Here is a 13933-nt window from a genome sequence, read left to right as displayed (position 1 = left end):
TCGGACCCGAAGGCGTGGCCCATCGCATCAACGCCGTCGCCGTGGCCCTGCATGCGAAAATGACCGTCGCCACCTTTGCCCAGACCGATCTGGCCTATGCGCCGCCTTTCGGACCGGTCTGGGATCCCCTGCTCACCGCCGCCAACCAGCTCTTGAAAAAAATGTAGCCTCCGGTCCCAGGCCGCAAAGTAGGGGCGAAAATTTTTCGCCCCTACGGCCCCCTCCCCTGTTGAATATTATGCAACCGCTATGTTACCCGTTACCCATCTGCCATTGGTAACACGACGGTAACGTTATTTATCCGTTCCCTCCCCCTGAAAAGTTGTTCGAAACCTGGCCGACCAACAGACAAGTCGCTGAAAAATCATATCATTTCGACCAAAACAAACATTGGCACGCCCTTTGATAGAAGCATTGCTTGATCATCAAAACAACACCCGTCATGTCAAGGAGGCAAGCCCATGTGGAAATACCTGCAGAAGATCAACAAGAACCTCATCATGGCCATCCCGGTGATGATGCTCTCCGGCTTCGTCGCCGGCATGTTGATGAATGCCGCGCCCCTGAAACAGCTGATCGTTCCCTTTACCTTTCTCATGGTCTACCCCATGATGGTCACCCTGAAGATCAAGAAGGTAATCGAGGGGGGTGACACCAAGGCCCAGATCCTGACCCAGCTGATCAATTTCGGCTTGATTCCCTTCATCGCCTTTGGCCTGGGCACGATCTTTTTCAAGGATCAGCCTTACATGGCCCTGGGGCTTCTGATGGCCGGGCTGGTCCCCACCAGCGGCATGACGATCTCCTGGACCGGATTCGCCAAAGGCAACGTCGAAGCCGCCGTAAAGATGACCGTGATCGGCCTGACCCTCGGCAGCCTGGCAACCCCCTTTTATGTGCGCGCCCTGATGGGCGCCACGCTGGAGGTTGACATCGCCGCGGTGATGAAACAGATCGTGATGATCGTTTTTATCCCCATGCTCGCCGGCTACGCCACCCAGCAGGTACTGGTGAAGAAGTATGGCCAGAAAGCCTTTCAGACCCGCTTGGCACCCCGTTTTCCAGCCTTGTCCACGGTGGGCGTGCTGGGCATTGTCTTCATCGCCATGGCCCTCAAGGCCAAGGCCATCGCCGGCGCACCCCAGTTGCTGCTTTACCTGCTGACGCCGCTGGCCATTATCTATGCCCTCAACTTCACCATCAGCACGGTGATCGGCAAGCTGCTGCTGCCACGGGACGACGCCATCGCCCTGGTCTACGGTTCGGTCATGCGCAACCTCTCCATCGCCCTGGCCATCGCCATCAACGCCTTCGGCCCCCAGGGATCCAGCGCGGCCCTGGTGGTGGCCATGGCCTATATCATCCAGGTTCAATCGGCGGCCTGGTATGTGAAATACGCCGACGGTATCTTCGGCAAGCCCGGTCAAGCTGCCCCGGCGGCCCGGCCGCAAGAACCGGCCGTGGCAACGGCCGCGCCCCAAATGGCGACGTCCGGAGCGGGTGCCCTGGCCATGGTTCCCACGTTCCGCAACATCCTTTACGCCACCGATCTTTCCGAAACGGCCCGCCATGCCGTGCGCTACGCCTGCAGCATTGGCAACCAGTTCGGTGCCGCGGTGAAGGTGCTGCATGTGGTGCCGGACCAGACCGACCTGTACGCCTCGGAAACCGGCATCCCCGTCAAGGGCGGCAACGGAAACGCGGATGCCAACGATTTGAATCGTCCGGCCGTTGAAGCGGCCATTGAAAAAGTCCACCAGCGCATCCGCGAAACCGCCAGCAACGTGGTCCAGGAAATCCCCAAATGCCCCCTGGCGGCCGAGGAAATCATTGTCAAGGTCGGCGATCCGGCGAAGCAAATTATCGACACCGCACAAAGCGGCGACTACGACCTGGTCATCATGGGAACCCATGGCCATACCAAATTCGACGACCTGGTGCTCGGCAGCGTGGCCCGGGATGTGGTCCACGCCAGTCCGGTGCCGGTGCTGACCGTCAGGCTGCCCGCATGAGCCACAGATTCGCCGGCAGCATCCTTCTTGATGGAGAAGAAGCATGGCAACAGACCACAGTTTGGAACGAAGATTCAAACAATCCGTCGCCCGGGGGGTGACCCTGGTGGATCTGGGCGCCTCCTGGTGCGATCCCTGCCGGGCGCAGACATCCATCATCCGTGAACTTGAAAGACGCTTCAGCCCTGCGGCACGCTTCAAAATCATGGATATCGAAAAGTATCGGGACATCGCCCTTCAACTGGGCATCCAAAGCATCCCGACGATCATTCTCTACAAGAACGGCCGTGAAATGCGTCGCTTCATCGGCCTGCAGACCCGAGATACCCTTGGCCGGGCACTCCGCCTGCTAATGGAATAGACCTTCAACCGCATCCGTCCTGGAGAAAACATGGGAAAATGTATCAATCACCCTGACCGTGAAACACCTTATATCTGCATGAAACACCAGATCTACCTGTGTGAGGAATGTCTGAAATGCAGGGATCCCAACGTCTACTGTAAACATCGCCCCAGCTGTCCCATCTGGTTCATGGACAAACGCCAGGAAACTTGGGCGGACGAAGACCGACAGGCCGCGGCCACCGCGACGCACACGGTCACCTTTCAGCCCCAGGGCCGCACCGTTGACATTGCCGACGGCACCACGCTGCTGGAAGCGGCCCAGGCGGCGGACGTTCATCTCAACGCCTCCTGCAATGGCAAGGGATCATGCGGCAAGTGCAAGCTGATCGTCACCCAGGGAAAGGTGGTCGCGACACAAACGCCGCTGTTGACCGAGGCCGAACAAGACAAAGGCTACGTCCTGGCTTGCCAGAGTCGCGTCACCGGCGATGTGACCGTAACCATTCCCGAAGAAACCATTCAGCGCAAACTCAAGATCGCCGGCATGGGAAAAACCGTTACGGCTAGGCTTAAGGGTTGGTGGAAGAGGTCCAACCCATGCTTGAAACCGTTCCCCTGAGCCTGTCGCCACCCAGTCTGACCGACTCGGTAAGCGACCTGGACCGGTTGCAGCGCGGGTTGAAAAAAGCGGGCTGGGATCTCAGCCGACTCAACGTGGGCCTTGCGTCATGCGCCAGTTGGCCGATATCGTACGGCAGGACAATTGGAATATCACCACCTCGGTCATCCGCCGGAAATGCGCCAACGAAATTCTCGAAGTGAAGCCGGGCAACGGGTCGACGCCCAACCTCGGTCTGGCCATCGATGTGGGTACCACGACCATTGTCGTCTACCTGGTGGACATGGCCGATGGATCGGTTCTGGCGGCCACGGCGGGTCACAACCGTCAGGCCGATTGCGGTGACGATGTGATCAACCGCATCGTTTGTGCCGAGAAAAACGGGGTTAAAAAGCTCAGTCGCATGGCCCTTGCCACCATCAACAGCCTGATCGGAGAGGCCCTGGACAGCGCCGCGGCAAAGGCCGACACGATCCGCAACGTGGTCATCTCCGGAAACACCACCATGGCGCATTTGCTGCTGCAAATCGAACCGCGCTACATCCGCCGCGATCCCTACATCCCCACGGCGTCCGAGTTTCCCATCCTCAAGGCGGGTGAAATCGGCATCAAGGCCAACCCCATCGCCGCGGTTTTCATCATGCCCGGTCCGGCCAGCTACGTGGGGGGCGATATCGTCTCGGGCATTCTTTATACCGGTTTCCACCGCGAGGATCCGGTGACCCTGTTCATCGACATCGGTACCAACGGCGAAATTGTCCTGGGCAACCAGGAGTGCTGATGACCGCCGCCTGCAGCGCCGGTCCGGCCTTCGAGGGCGGGGGATCCGCTGGGGCATGCGCGCCGAGGCCGGGGCGATCGAAAAGGTGAGCATCGACCCGCAAACCTTCGCGCCGACATTGTCAACGGTGGACGACGCCCCGCCACGGGGCATCTGCGGATCGGGCATGATCGACCTTATCGCCGAGCTGCTAAACGCCGGCATCGTCGACCGCAGCGGAAGCTTTGCCGGCGACCGCGAGCATCCCCGCATCGTCCGCACGGGCGATGAAGCGGCCTACGTGCTGGTTTTTGCCGATCAGACGCCCATGGGGGAAGACATCGTCTTCACCGCTTCGGACCTGAAAAACCTGATCTACAGCAAGGGCGCCGTCTACGCGGGATTCACCACCCTGCTGGGCGAGGCGGGCATGGATTTCAGCTTGGTCGAGCGTGTCATCATTACCGGTGGGTTCGGCCAATACCTCAATATCGACAAGGCCGTGGCCATCGGGCTACTTCCCGACATCGAACGCGGGAAATTCGCCTACATGGGCAACAGTTCCATCAAGGGCGCCTACATGGCCCTGTTGTCCAACGACTATCGCCAGGAAGCCCGGGACATCTGCAACCGCATGACCTATGTGGATTTTTCCAGCAACCCGCACTACATGGAGGAATTCACCTCGGCGTGCTTTTTGCCCCACACCAACCTGAACGCCTTTCCAAGCGTGACGGAAGCAAAGAAGGCCAGCTGAGAACAACAAATCACGCTGAATCATGCAACCACCCCCGACACGCGTCTCACAGCGTGTCGGGGGCGAGTTGGATGCAGCAACCAAACGGAGATCATCAAAACCATGCGCGATGGCTCCAGATGTCTTCCTCCAGATTTTTCTTCTCTTCCTGAAGCTGCAGGAACATGGAGGCGTTTTGGATGGCGAGTCCGCCTTGATGGGCGAGTGCCTCCACCATGACCATGAGGTCTGAAGGGAATTCCCGCTGAATGCCGCTATAAAGGCGCATCACGCCGATGACCTTGTCACGGGCCAGGATGGGGGTGACGACCATGGAAACGATGCCCTCTTTTTTCATCTCCGCCTTGAACTGGATTCGCTCGTCGGTGGTGGCATCGCTGATCACCATGGTTTCACCCTTCAGCGCCCGGTTGGCCGTTTCCGTTGTGGTGCTGGCGCCTATTTTGAGAAATGCTTCGCTGAGGCCATGGTTGGCAACCACTTTCAACGAACCGCTGTCTTCGTCCAACAGCCGGATAAGCGCAGCCTTCATGCCCAGGGTTTCGCAAATGTTCGTGGTCAGGTTGCTGAGGACTTGCTTGATGTCCAGCGACGAGTTAATGCTGGAGGCCAAATCCAAAAACAACATGGCATTTTTTTGCATCCGTCGACGCAGGCGATTGTTTTCGATGGCAATGCCGCCCTGCTCCGCCAAGGCCTGTAAAAATTCGATTTCATCGGACACAAACTCGCGCCGAGATGCGCTGTACAGGCTTAGCACGCCGATAATCCGGTCCTTGACCCTTACCGGAACGGTCAATATGGTGGCGATTCCTTCCGCTTTCTTGGCGGCGTGATTTTCAAGCCGGGGGTCGGCGGTGGCATCCGCAAAGTAGAGATAGCCTTCCTTTTCCAATGCGGATACAATCTTGCGGGCTTTCAAGGGGTTGGCATGCAAGTAGTTGTCAGAAAGACCGGCCTGGGCCGTTGGGATAAAGCAGTCCTCCTCCTCATCGGCCAGAAACAAACAAGCGGCCTTGCCTTGCATGGATTCAATGGCACTATCGACAATCAGGTTGAGCAGGTCATTTTTCTTTACAGCCGTGCCAAATGCCTTACTAACCTTGCAAAATGTTTTGAAATAGTCCATTTCTCGCGTCATTGCGAATCTCCTCTGGATAAAACCGGCGTGCCTTATGATGGCGTGGTTTCAGATGGGTCTTGTGCCGGCGAAGGTTTGGGCTTGGGTTTCGACGTTGCCGCTGTTTTTGCGCTTTTGGCGACGACCTTTTTCTTGGGCGAGGCGGCCTTTGCCGCAACGGCTTTTCGGGCCGGCGCCGCCTTTTTGGGCGGTGATTCGTTCTTCTCCAGGGCGTCTCTCTCCTTGAGCCAGTCGGCGATCTCGGGAGCAAACGCCTTCTGGTACTTAGAGCTGACGTAAATGCCGATATGTCCCGTATCCAGGCATATATTTTTCTTGTCCGTACTGCCCACGTGATCGATCAACTTTTCGCAAGCTTCCGGCGGGACAAGATGATCGTACTTTCCGTAAATGTTAAGCAGGGGCATGGTCAGCTGCTTAAGGTCGACGCGCCGCCCCCCCACTTCCAGCTTATTCTTCAACAGCAGGTTTCCCTGGTAGCAATTCTTCACGAACTCGCGAAAGACTTCTCCCGGAAGATCGGGGCTGTCAAAGATCCATTTGTCCATTCGAACGAAATTTTCGACAAATTGCTTGTCGTCGACATTTTCCATGAACCCGACATACTTATCAATCATCAGGCGAGCCGGGTTGAGCAGTAAAAACCCGAAATTCATGACATCGGCGGGCAGGTTTCCGAACGTGTCGACGACACGGTCCACGTCAACATGTTTCATCCATACATGCAGGAGCCCTTTCTTCGTATCGAAATTCGTGGGCGTGACCGTGGTGACCAGGTTTTTGATTTTTTCCGGATGGAGGGCCGAGTAGATGACGCTGAAGGTCCCGCCCATACAGATGCCCATCAGGTTGACTTTATCGACTTTGTTCTGATCACGAATAAAATCGATGGCGTTGTCCATATACCCGTTGATGTGGTCGTCAAATCCCAGGAAACGGTCTTTGTGTGTCGGATATCCCCAATCGATCATATACAGGTCAATTCCCGCATCCAAAAACCGCTCCACGACACTGCGCCCCGGCTGCAGGTCAAGCATGGTTTCACGGTTGATCAAGGCATAAACCACGATCAGGGGGGTTTTATAACGAATCTTGGTTTTGGGGCGATAGTGCTTCAGCTTGACCCGATCCTCCTGGTAGACGACATCATATTCGGTCTTGGCCAATTCGGTATCAAGCTCACCTAAAAGTACTTCAGATGCTTTTTTAGCACGCGATTGCACTTTTTCCGATTCTTCCACCACCTTCGAGAGAATCAGATCCACAGGAATTTTTACTTGCGACATATCCTACCCTTTATAGAAAGACGGCAATATCGATTTATGAATGACGCGATTCCTTCTCAAGTTTGCGAAGACGCTTTTTAAGTTCGTACAGATCTCGAGAGATGTCATCCATGTCGGTTTTTCTGGCCACGGGCAACAAGTAAAGCATGTCTTCGAACACCGCATCCCTGGCGGCATGAAAGTCGGACAACGAGTTTACCGTGCGTGCCAAGACTTCAACATATTCAGGCGTCTGGAAAAGGGTCATATAATGACCTTCCAGGACCTTGATCCACATCCGGTAGTACGCCTGAACGTCTTCGGAAAGTTCTCCATTTTCCGCCAATCTAGTCAGTTTGTCCTGCATCACTTGTGAGGAGTGATTAAAGGGAAGTCCCAACATCCGCACAAATTCTGCAAGGTTTGCCTGAAACAGGTTGAATTTGTCCATCGTCTGATACGTTTTTTCCTGGTACTCGCGCAGCAAACCCAGTTGCGGGACATTAAAAAACTGACGAAACTCTTTTTCGTAAATGTCGGTCCACAGGCGGAAGATGTTCTCCTCCATGTCCTGAAATTCATAGGCCTTAACCGATTCGCCGACCCGACCGAGACGCTGAAACAAACTCTGTTGCAGCTCAAGGAAACTGCCAACGGATGTCTGCGCCATCTTGATCAGCACGTCCGGCATCGCGCCGCTGCCTTTGAGCAAGGAACTCACGGATTCAGGCGCGGCCATGGCCGTCGCCAGGGTCTGCCAGTTCTTAAGCGCCGCATTCATGGCACCTTGTGCTTTGGGAAAGGTACCATTGGCTGTCTTTTTCTCGGTTTGTCCCTGCCCCAGGAATGTGGCCCACTGATCCGTCATGCGACCCCATAAATCGCCGTAAAATTTCAACCCCATGTTCAGCATCGCGTTGATGTCAACCGTTTCTTCCGTTTTATCCATCATGAATGATCTTTCCTGTTGGTAAAAGTCCGTTCATTTCATTAGCCCTTAGAGCCGAGACGCAATCCCCCGTGAATAAAAAAGACTTCGCCGGCCATCGCTTCGTTGCGATAGATATCGCCCACCAGCGTGGCAACTTCTTGGGGCTCGATGAGCCGGCCGATGGGCACTTGCCCAATGATATAATCCAGGGCTTTTTGGTTCATGCCCTTGACCATCGGTGTACCCACATATCCCGGTGCCACGGCCACGCAGCGGATCCTGTCCGCCAATCCCTTCCTGAAAAACTCGGCGGTAATGACTTTGGGGATCACGGACATGGCGGCCTTGGTGGAAGAATAGTTGATCTGACCGGCCGTGCCCAAGGATCCGGTAGATGAAATCAAACAGAGCAACCCCTTGCAATTATGGTTGATCATGCGCTCGGCGCATTCACGAATCGTCAGAAAGACGCCCGTCAAATTGATGTCGACAACGGCCTTGAAAGCATCCAATGCCATTTTTTTGGTAACCTTACCGCTTTCCCTGTCCGGGGCCACCATCATCCCATCTTTTATAATACCGGCAAAAGGTGCAACAAGATTGATTTGCCCGAACGTCTCAATGGCGGTATCAGCCAGGCGGGCACAATCTTCCTCTTTGGTGACATTGCAGGCGACCGTAACGACATCACCGCCCATCCCCTTGAGTTCCGCTTCCGCCTCCTGCAACAGCTTTTCAGCCACGTCGGCAACAACGACTTTGCCGCCATTTTCTACCCAATGCTTAGCCAGCGCCAATCCGATGCCGCCACCACTGCCGGTGATTACCGCTACCGAATCTTTAATCTGCAACATATCGCCACCTATTCTTCCTCTAGTATTTAAGATAATGTTTTTGGCAAGGCCAGAGGGAGGAAGCTGTATAAACCATACCGCGACGACCGATAACGCAGCCCAAAAACATTATCTTGAATGCTATCATTTGGTTTTAGGGGTACCTTTTTTCCCAAAAGCATCGTCCATGTCCATGTGAAAACGGACCGGCCCTCGGTATTTGCCGTCTTCATAGCGCGCGTGCAGGGCATAGGCGGAGTCCGGTGACGACCAGGACGTGGCGATGGCCACGTGTCCCTTGGGAAACGGTGTCACTTCGGCCTCGATAAAGTCCAGCGGCGCCAGAGCCGTTTCCTTTTCCACCAGGTCGTCGTTGGTACCATAACAGATCAGCACGGTACCTTTTTCTCTTGGATGCGCTTCAGCTCAAGCTTGCCGCCAAAGAGATCGACAGGCAGGCGCCCGTCCGAAGTAATCGGCCTATTGTAAGCGCTGAAACTGATCTCGGTGATCCCAAGGGGTAAATCGGTTCGGTCATTTTGCAGCCAGTAGTTTAGCGCGGCGGCGGTTTTATTAACCGGTTGCGCGCCTGCGCGTGAACGCGCAAACATCATCAAATCGCGGTAGAATACGGCGGCGGGGATCTCCTGCTCGATGCTCTTGAGTTTATAAACCCACCCCATGAGCTGACCGTCGGCCACCAGGTTGTTATTGGGCAGCACCTTGGTCCCATATTCCAGGTCATTGAACCGCTTGGGCAGACGCGCCAAGAATCGCGCCAGTCCCTGGCTTCGCGTGCCATCCATGGGCGAGACACAGGTGATGAAAGCATCCACCAGGCCATCCAAAATACCACTTAGCAAGCTGCACAAGGCATTGTAGCCACCCTGGCAATATCCGTTGAGGGTGACCTGTTTCCCGTGGTTTTTGAAAATGGTTTCACAAAACTGGCGGGTGTCCCTGGCATCGTCCTCGCCGCTCATGACCTGCATGGCCGGTGTGGTGTCGATGGGCTTCAGGATACGAATATAGGTCGGGTATCCCTGGTCCGCGAAACAATGCGCGTAGCTGCGTTGTTCGCCGGGCAGGAAGCCCAGAATGTTGGCGCCAAGCACATACGGCGGAATGATCAAAACCGGCTTGGCGTCCTGTCGCGTCTTTACCTGTGGCAGGGACGGTGTCACCCGGTACAGGATAAAGCGGTCTGTTTCATCGACCTTGGGATGGTGACCTTGCTCGAAATGAAACCCGTACTCCGGTTCGATGGCGGCGATGGCTGCAGGATATTCATTCACCACAAGGTTCATGAGGTCGGCCTGGCGGGCGGAAAATGCCTTCATTTTGCTGGAATTGAATTCGAACAGGCACTGCTTGAGGGCCTCGGTGAATCCGTTGGCCTCATTCTTCAGATACATCAGCATCATCCGGACACTGCCATCCATGCTGCGCGTCATCAGCTCGATATTGTTTTCCAACAGTCCCAGATAGGCATCCGCACTGTCCTGTGGATCGGCGCTAAAAAGGCGTTCCTGTTCGACGCGTTGAAAATAATTCACCGCCAGCAGGTAAGGGATAAAAAAATCGGTGGTGTATTTTGCCATGCCGGCCAGCTGGGTTTGACCTGCCGTAAACAGGTTCCCCATCGTGGCGACGCCATCCGCAAAACCATTGGTTATTTTAAGGGCTTCTTCGCATATCGGTTTTTTATCTGCCATAGTGCTATCGCTTTCCCGTCCAAATCTTGAAAAAGGGTGTGCCGTTATCCGCCAATCCTTTTCCGCTGCTTTCAGGCTTTATTAAAATAGGCTTCGACTTGGGCATAGTTGTTGTCGACCATTTGTTTAAACTCCTCACACCCTTTTTGATACGAAGCCATCCAGTCTTTGAGGGCTTTTTTACCTTCCTCCGGCATCCATGCGGCTTGGCCGAGGAAGGATTCCAGTAGTTTTTGATTTTGCTCGTAAACCAGGGACATGGCACTAAAACTGTTGTCAAAGGCCATCTTGTTAAAGTTGATAATTTGTTTTGCAATTTGGCTGTATTCCATTTTCAGGCCTCCATTTTATCTGGGTTGAGGGGGTTATGAAAAATATATTGCCACTTTTCTTGTGTTATCATCCATTGGTTTACCGGTTGGTTGTAGTTCATGAAGTCAGGCGTTTTTTCAAGAAAATTCATGAATTCAAAGCCTATTTTTTTAAGATTTTATTTGGTGCGGGATTCAGCGCATACGGTTCGCAATATAAACTTCTGAGATTAAAAACCTTAAAAAATAGGAGATCGAATCTTTAACCAACAGGGTCCCGTTTCCGATGTTTCTTTGTTCCGGTTCCCATATGTGTAAATGTAAGCAAGCGTTGCTACTAAACATGATCTTGTTTATGTTTGAATGTCCGATGGAGATATCGTTCAGCTCCCATATGAGATGGCAACTGGTTTTTTCTTCAGGCCTGCTTTTGATTTCATTCATCAATGCAGATACAAACTCTATCTTGAATGGCACTTTCTTTGGATCGATACCGATATGAATTAAAAAATCAGGATCCGATTTTAAGAAATAATCCGATATCCGCTCAATATCTGTTTCTGAAACGGCTCTGATCCTCAATCTGCAAGCATTCATGGGAGATTCGATTTGTCGAGAAACGGATTTATCCGCCTGCAATGATGATAACATATTGTTATTGTCAACTTTCAATATGTTAGCAGCGCAATGCCGCCACCATGCCCATCGGATCAGGCAAGTTCAATACATCAACGTATTCTTTCAGTACCAAAACCATATTGGATCATGTTCTTCACCACGACTACTTTATTCGGTTACTGCTTAAAGGATAAACTTGTCAATAAAAAAATATTGCAGCGCACAAATTTATATTACCAAATCTTTACAGGATACAGCACAACATCTTGTTATTAAATGATAATTTATTGCCATTCGCCCTTGTCAAAGACCGACGAATACACATGTGCACTGCAGAAAAAGCTTTTTTAATTGACGACAAAACGTATTGGCGGTAGCTGCTTTTTGCATATTCTTTTTGTTGAAGCGGAGGTCGCTTTTGTTGATCAAGCAAATATAAATGACGTTCATTTTTTATAAAAATAACAATTCACTTTGCGGGAAAACGCATGGGGAGAAAAAGCATCTGTTTCTCAGGTGAGAAGACGGAAGGAAGCAACCAAGGCGAACTGTAAACGCAGACCCAGAATGTAAAATAGCCCGGCCGTTTATCGGCCGGGCTATTCGTCAATTTTAGGCTGAAACCCCACTCATGGTTTTGCCTTATATCCCATGGGCAGCTTCTTGAACCGCCCGCCGAAAAGAATCGGGTCGCCCTTATAGCCAAGCGCCTTGAAATCGATGTAATCCGTGGCGCCCACCAAATGGCGCACGTCACGTCCCTTGCCGGCCATATAGGAGAAGTCGGTCCCTTTGTGAGCAATGGCCGCAAAATTTACCTTGCGGCTGTCCTGGTGGCAGCGATCGCAGGTGCGTTCTCCCTTGAGGCTCGCATGGCACTGCACACAGGAGAGCGCCATGTCGGCCGGCATCACCTCGTGCTCGACCCCCCAGTACATGTTGGTGGTAACCCAATCAAACTTGCCGGAGTACTTCATCCCCATGGCCTTCATGCCGTCCGCAAAGGCCTTTTGCCAATCGCGATGCTTCCAGTAGGCGGTCTTGTCCGTCTTGTCCCGGGGAAACAGATGCGGAACGAGCAGGTAGTCATACTCGGCATCCACGGCCTGCACGCCTTTCATGATCTTGAAGGGCGAGATCTTGGAATTGGGATCATTGATCGACCCCACCGGCGCTGTGATGTTGATTTCCGCCAGGCTGCGGTCGATCCGGTCGCCGAGCAGCACCCGTTCCATGAACCCGCCGTACCAGGCGTAGACCGGTTTGGCCGACTCCTTCCAGATGAAATCGCCCTTCTTCCAGTCGTAGTCGGGCATGCCATATTTATCCGGCTTGGGCTTGCGCGACGTGTCGCCCGCCGTCGACCAGTCCCAGAACACCTTGGTCGGTTTGCATTTGGCGTAAAGGGGTGCATGACAGGTGGTGCAGGCGATGTTTTCGCAGTGCTTGTTCAGATGATGATCCAACAGGTCATCCCCGTAGTGGGGTGTCTTCGAATGACAGCCGGTGCACGCCATGCGCCCCTCGACCACGGGAACCGACGAACTGCGGCCGGCAATCCGGTGGTTGCGGGTACGGTGGCATTCACTGCATTGGAAATCATAGCCCCCCATGTGGACATCGCAGTTGCGTTCGGGTTCCAGCAGCTGGCGGGAGAGGTCGGCGTGCTTGACCGCCTCTCCGCCACCGCCATTGAAGTGGCAGTCGCCACAGGTCTTGCGCGATGTCAGGCCAACGCTTTGGGCCACGGCCACCAGATCCACGCTGGGATCGGGCATGCCCGCCGCCGTGGGGGTCTTCTTGTAGGTTCCGGTCGTATCATGACAGACCAGACAGTCGATTTTGGTCATATCGGAAAAATCAAAAGAATCGTCTTTCCATCCATAGCCGGCGTGACAACTGGTGCAACGAGCCTCGTTGCTTCTGATGCTGATTCAGAAGTTGTTGGTGGCAAGGGTGGCTTTGCCGAGCTGGACCTCCTTTCGATGATCCAGGGTATAGGGAGACGGTCCTTTCCAGAGCCAATGGGCCGATTTCAACATGTCCTCGCCGGCGGATGGGTGGCAGCGCAAGCACTCGGCGGTCACCTGCCACGGCTGCGGGTTGGCCGCCAGCTGGATCTTCTCCTTGTGGTCGGGAACGTTTTTGGCGTGGCAACCGGCACAGTCGATGGGCCCCTGATCCATCTTTTGATGGCAGCCCATGCACTGCTGATGGTAGGCGGCCTTCAGACCGATCCGTTCGGGATGGTCCTTTTTAAAGGGTTCCTGGTGGCAGGCCGAACAACGCACCGTTTCCGATGCGGCCTCATCCAGCGGCCGATAGTGATGGCACAAGGCGCAGTCCTTGACCACCACGGCATGCTTGGCGTGCATGAAACGCACCGGCCCGTAATGATCCTCGGTTCGGCGGAGGATCGGACTGTCCAGCAGAAAATAGCTTTGGGATTGATCCTTGACGCCAAGGCCCTGGTCGCGCAGCCGTTGCTGACGGCACAGCCGGCACTCGTCCCGCACGGCCTCGACAAAGGGTACAACCTTTTGGGCGCGCTCTTTGGCGGCAGCCTGATCCGGGGCGATCCAGGCCGACCGCGTGGCGCCGGTGTCGGATCCGTTGCCGGACCGGC

16 protein-coding genes are annotated in these 13933 nt (G+C 54.3%); 6 read left to right on the top strand and 10 right to left on the bottom strand.

Annotation, left to right across the window (positions count from 1 at the left end; translation table 11 throughout):
• The first annotated feature begins 461 nt into the window (after positions 1–461).
• The 6 genes from JCM12296_RS26340 to JCM12296_RS45760 are packed head-to-tail and all read left to right on the top strand — an operon-like array spanning position 462 to position 4493.
• Positions 462–2012, top strand: a complete 1551-nt coding sequence (locus JCM12296_RS26340) for a universal stress protein (RefSeq protein ID WP_054699447.1) — start codon at positions 462–464, stop codon at positions 2010–2012.
• Positions 2013–2055: 43 nt separating this feature from the next.
• The gene (locus tag JCM12296_RS26335; protein ID WP_054699436.1) at positions 2056–2373 is read left to right on the top strand and encodes a thioredoxin family protein; all 318 of its coding nucleotides are present in this window, start codon (positions 2056–2058) and stop codon (positions 2371–2373) included.
• 30 nt (positions 2374–2403) lie between these two features.
• Positions 2404–2976 (top strand): 2Fe-2S iron-sulfur cluster-binding protein, encoded by a 573-nt coding sequence (locus JCM12296_RS45775; RefSeq protein ID WP_083456535.1) that lies wholly within the window; start codon positions 2404–2406, stop codon positions 2974–2976.
• A complete protein-coding gene (locus tag JCM12296_RS45770; RefSeq protein WP_246804909.1) occupies positions 2955–3179 on the top strand; it encodes a hypothetical protein in 225 nt (74 codons plus the stop codon). Before JCM12296_RS45775 ends, JCM12296_RS45770 begins: the two co-directional genes overlap by 22 nt.
• A complete protein-coding gene (locus JCM12296_RS45765; protein WP_083456534.1) occupies positions 3086–3757 on the top strand; it encodes a DUF4445 domain-containing protein in 672 nt (223 codons plus the stop codon). Before JCM12296_RS45770 ends, JCM12296_RS45765 begins: the two co-directional genes overlap by 94 nt.
• Positions 3732–4493, top strand: coding sequence for an ATP-binding protein (locus JCM12296_RS45760; RefSeq protein WP_246804907.1), 762 nt, complete (start codon positions 3732–3734; stop codon positions 4491–4493). The genes JCM12296_RS45765 and JCM12296_RS45760 overlap by 26 nt, the downstream gene beginning before the upstream one ends.
• A gap of 94 nt (positions 4494–4587) precedes the next feature.
• Here JCM12296_RS45760 and JCM12296_RS26325 read toward each other — a convergent pair whose 3' ends face one another.
• The 10 genes from JCM12296_RS26325 to JCM12296_RS51580 all read right to left on the bottom strand — a co-directional run.
• Entirely contained in the window at positions 4588–5634 is a 1047-nt protein-coding gene (locus tag JCM12296_RS26325; RefSeq protein WP_054699434.1) for a GAF domain-containing protein, read from the bottom strand.
• Between the two features lie 32 nt (positions 5635–5666).
• The gene (gene phaC / locus JCM12296_RS26320) at positions 5667–6920 is read right to left on the bottom strand and encodes a class III poly(R)-hydroxyalkanoic acid synthase subunit PhaC (RefSeq protein WP_083456532.1); all 1254 of its coding nucleotides are present in this window, start codon (positions 6918–6920) and stop codon (positions 5667–5669) included.
• A 34-nt stretch (positions 6921–6954) separates the two neighbouring features.
• Positions 6955–7851, bottom strand: coding sequence for a poly(R)-hydroxyalkanoic acid synthase subunit PhaE (locus JCM12296_RS26315; RefSeq protein ID WP_054699432.1), 897 nt, complete (start codon positions 7849–7851; stop codon positions 6955–6957).
• Positions 7852–7889: 38 nt separating this feature from the next.
• A complete protein-coding gene (locus JCM12296_RS26310; protein WP_054699430.1) occupies positions 7890–8684 on the bottom strand; it encodes an SDR family NAD(P)-dependent oxidoreductase in 795 nt (264 codons plus the stop codon).
• Positions 8685–8807: 123 nt separating this feature from the next.
• Complete coding sequence (locus tag JCM12296_RS38970; protein WP_054699428.1) at positions 8808–9059, bottom strand: hypothetical protein; 252 nt, start codon at positions 9057–9059, stop codon at positions 8808–8810.
• On the bottom strand, positions 9053–10306 hold the full coding sequence (locus JCM12296_RS26300; protein ID WP_157067915.1) for a metal transporter: 1254 nt from the start codon (positions 10304–10306) through the stop codon (positions 9053–9055). The genes JCM12296_RS38970 and JCM12296_RS26300 overlap by 7 nt, the downstream gene beginning before the upstream one ends.
• Positions 10307–10449: 143 nt before the next feature.
• On the bottom strand, positions 10450–10710 hold the full coding sequence (locus tag JCM12296_RS26295; RefSeq protein WP_054699425.1) for a hypothetical protein: 261 nt from the start codon (positions 10708–10710) through the stop codon (positions 10450–10452).
• Positions 10711–10884: 174 nt separating this feature from the next.
• Positions 10885–11361 carry a hypothetical protein gene (locus JCM12296_RS26290; protein ID WP_157067914.1) on the bottom strand — a complete coding sequence of 159 codons (477 nt, stop codon included), beginning with the start codon at positions 11359–11361 and terminating at the stop codon, positions 10885–10887.
• 575 nt (positions 11362–11936) lie between these two features.
• Positions 11937–13235 carry a tetrathionate reductase family octaheme c-type cytochrome gene (locus tag JCM12296_RS37050; protein WP_246804910.1) on the bottom strand — a complete coding sequence of 433 codons (1299 nt, stop codon included), beginning with the start codon at positions 13233–13235 and terminating at the stop codon, positions 11937–11939.
• A gap of 6 nt (positions 13236–13241) precedes the next feature.
• The coding region (locus tag JCM12296_RS51580) for a cytochrome c3 family protein (protein WP_246804906.1) at positions 13242–13933 on the bottom strand (692 nt) is incomplete at its 5' end.

It is taken from the genome of Desulfosarcina cetonica JCM 12296 (genome assembly GCF_001311845.1).
Lineage (GTDB): Bacteria > Desulfobacterota > Desulfobacteria > Desulfobacterales > Desulfosarcinaceae > Desulfosarcina > Desulfosarcina cetonica.
This window is presented reverse-complemented; position numbering and strand designations above follow the sequence as displayed.